Annotated in this window: 2 protein-coding genes; one reads left to right on the top strand and one right to left on the bottom strand. The window is 58.4% G+C overall.

What is annotated here, in order from left to right:
• Nucleotides 1–119: 119 nt before the first annotated feature.
• Nucleotides 120–314 (bottom strand): hypothetical protein, encoded by a 195-nt coding sequence (locus L3V18_RS19165; protein WP_237057065.1) that lies wholly within the window; start codon nt 312–314, stop codon nt 120–122.
• Between the two features lie 105 nt (nt 315–419).
• Here L3V18_RS19165 and L3V18_RS19160 point away from each other — a divergent pair, with 105 nt between their 5' ends.
• Nucleotides 420–1,289 (top strand): hypothetical protein, encoded by an 870-nt coding sequence (locus tag L3V18_RS19160; RefSeq protein WP_237057063.1) that lies wholly within the window; start codon nt 420–422, stop codon nt 1,287–1,289.
• Nucleotides 1,290–1,539 lie beyond the last annotated feature (250 nt).

Below are 1,539 nucleotides of genomic sequence, written 5' to 3'. Positions count from 1 at the left end.
CAGCAGGCGACGGAAGTTGAGGATCGTGGCCTCGTCGGGCAGAGCATACAGACCGCCCAAATGGGCGAACCGACGCAGCGTCGGAATCTCGTACAGCACTTCCTCCATCGCCAAGTCGCTCAACGCGCGTCGCCGATATCAGGGGAGTTGTTCTGACTTTCCTTAAAGCAGCGCGCAGCGACTCGCGTCGACTGCGAAGAAGATGTTTCGCGCGTGTATTGTCTCGTGACGACAGCGTGCGGTGGTTGATTGATACCGCGAGGAATATCGGCTACCTTCTTGGACAGGATACGACGGTAGAGCAGCGCAGACATCGTCGCTTTCTCGAACGCCAACCTCCGTTAGCTCAAGGCGTCGACGGCTTGCACATGCCCACATACTCGCACTCCCTCGCGACTCGCCCCGCTCCCGAGATGCCGGTGCATTCGTTCATTGATCGGGAGGAGTACTCGCATCTGACCACGCTCGTGTCCGATCACTACACGGGCAAGGGCATCATTCTTGACGCCGGATGCTTCGCAGGCTCCTCCACGCTGGCGCTCTGCGCTGGCATTCCAAAAGACGTGTTGAAGGCGGCGGATTCAAAGCTTCTGGTTGCGATCGACCGGTTTGTCGTGGGAGACAGCTATCTCACCAATCATTTTCTAGGAACCGGGGAGGACATTCGGTACGGGGAATCCTTCCTGACCGCCTTCCTCGATAATGTAGCCTCCTTTTTGCCTTGGATCGAAGTCCGTGCGGGCGAAGTCACTCAGGTTGGAAGACTGGAACGGCCCATCGAGATCCTTTTCCTAGATGTCGCCAAATCCCCTTACCTGAATGCATACGCGCTCCGGCATTGGTTTTCGCGCCTGACGGAATCAGGCATCGTTATCCAGCAGGACTTCTACTCGCCAGCGCACCACTGGATCGCGGCGAGTATGGGTGCGCTTCTGGATTGCTTTGATGTGGTAACTGAACGGGTCGGCGAAACCGCGGTGTTCAGATTGCGAACGCCGCCAGATGCTGCGGCGCTGACGGCGGCGGGACGTACCGATCAGCATCAGCAATCGCTCCGTAATCTCGATCGCATGATCGGCCGATTGAGTACGGAAAACCGTCCTCCGCTCCTGATATCGAAAGCCAAAATACTGAATCGGGGCGGCAATTCAGCCGAAGCGAAAGCGATGATGCGCGGCCTTCTGGAAGTGACGCCCGACCCAGCGATGACGAAATGGGATCAATGGTTGTCGTCGGCGCTCCAGATCATCGCGCCCGAACTGTTGGATGCGGCGCGGACCAAGGCATGATCTGGGGCATTTCCCGGTCGGAAATCATATGCCGGTGGCGAGTTGCCGCGGTGGCTCCTGATATCCGATATTATGAGCCGTGCCGCTGCGGCGGAGTCCCGCTCTGACGATAGTGGGTTCTAGGGAAAGTCTAAACAACCCACCTCGGTGCCGAAGATGGCCGCGTCAAAGCGCTGGACAGTCCTCGATCTGGTCGTGTGTGCGCCTTTTCAGGCGCGTTGGGGCGGGTTTTCCCGCCCTACAGGCGCAA

It is taken from the genome of Marilutibacter chinensis (genome assembly GCF_021725675.1).
Classification (GTDB): domain Bacteria; phylum Pseudomonadota; class Gammaproteobacteria; order Xanthomonadales; family Xanthomonadaceae; genus Marilutibacter; species Marilutibacter chinensis.
This window is presented reverse-complemented; position numbering and strand designations above follow the sequence as displayed.

Bases quoted from the DNA above. Each gene is read 5' to 3' on its own strand.
- L3V18_RS19165 (WP_237057065.1), bottom strand. From the start codon at position 314: ATGTCTGCGCTGCTCTACCGTCGTATCCTGTCCAAGAAGGTAGCCGAT.